This is a genomic window from Microcoleus sp. A003_D6 (assembly GCF_036702825.1).
Lineage (GTDB): Bacteria > Cyanobacteriota > Cyanobacteriia > Cyanobacteriales > Microcoleaceae > Microcoleus.
On record NZ_JAUBWA010000286.1, the window covers coordinates 1 to 1,531 of the forward strand.

The 1,531-nt window shown below is 48.5% G+C and carries 1 protein-coding gene; it reads left to right on the plus strand.

Annotated elements, in window-relative coordinates; genetic code table 11:
* Window positions 1-640: 640 nt before the first annotated feature.
* Window positions 641-1,531 (plus strand): Hpt domain-containing protein (locus tag QUB70_RS32460; RefSeq protein ID WP_332985916.1); only part of this gene is annotated, 891 nt, incomplete at its 3' end.

The window sequence follows — 1,531 nt, forward strand, 5'->3', positions numbered from 1 at the left end:
TAGTCATTAGTCATTAGTCATTAGTCATTAGTCATTAGTCATTAGTCATTAGTCATTAGTCATTAGTCATTAGTCATATCAAATCCGGTTAAATACTACAATTCCCTAGGGGCGGGTTCACAAATAATCTTTAATTCCCACTGACAATCGGCATAAACCCGCCCCCACCCAATGCAAAAAGTGCGATCGCATTTCTGTCGTTGAGCCAAGAAAACAGGTTTCTGAGAAAGTTTCAGTAGGGGCGGGTTCACCAAAAATCTTAAATTCTCACCGACAATCTACATAAACCCGCCCCCTCCTAACGCAAAAAGTGCGATCGCATTTCTGTCGTTGAGCCAAGAAACCGGGTTTATCGGAAAAATTTGGGTTGATTACTATAAATTCACGAAGAAACCCGGTTTCTGAGATTAGTTGAGCCAAGAAAACAAGTTTCTCCGAAAAATTTGGGTTGATTACTATAAATTTAGGAAGAAACCCGGTTTCTGAGATTATTTGGGGTGGGGCGGGTTTATATAGATTGTTTGTGAGAGTTAAAGATGGTTGGTGAACCCGCCCCTACAGCAATTACGGTTAATTCACCGGACATCATCTAAGAAGTGACTAATGACCAATGACTAATGACCAATGACTAATAATTCATATGAATAATGATGATTTAAACGAATTAATAGATGCTTTCACCGCAGAAACCCAAGAGTTTCTCCAATCGATGGAGACAAACTTGTTGGCGATGGAAGCCGCCGGGTTGAAAGAGCGAGAAGCGGCAGTTAAAGAAATGTTTCGGGCGGCTCACTCGATTAAAGGTACGGGTTCGATGTTGGGATTTCACACCGTGTCGGCGGCGGCTCACACGCTGGAGGAGTGTTTTGTCATTTTGCGCGATCGCACGGACTTGTCGGCCCTGGAACCGGCCACTGTAACTGTTTTGCTGCAAGGGGTGGATACTCTCAAAAAGATTGCGACCGAAGCAATCGGGTACTCGGATGTCAGCACTCCGGATCAAACGGAAAATTTGGAGGCGATCGCCCAAATTTACACCCAGTTCGAGGCCAAGTACGGCAAGGCGGAACTGCCACCAGTCCCCGCAGCCAGCCGATCGGCAGCCCCGGAAACCCTGAAACTGATTTTTGAACACGAATTGCCACCAGTCTTCAATCGCCTAGAAACCGAGCTTTCCCAAGCTTCCGAGGCAGATTTGGCAAAAAGCGTGACCGTCCTCAACCAGGTTTACTACCAACTCTCCGGCTTGGCTGGAATGCTGCAATTGCCGGATTTTGGGAAAGTCGCCGAACCCCTCAGAGATTTGATCGACTCAAAGGACTTGACTTTAGAACGGTTGCAGTCCGAGGGTTGGTCGATCGCCCAAAACCTGCAAACCGCACGAGGGCAGCTACTGGAGGGAAAGGCGATCTCCCTCCCCCAAATCTCCCCCCCACCCTCCGACGAATCACAAGCATCCGAAACCTCTCCCCCAATCTCCCCCTCTCCCCCTCTCCCCCTCTCCCCCTCTCCCCCTCCCCCCCTCTCCCTC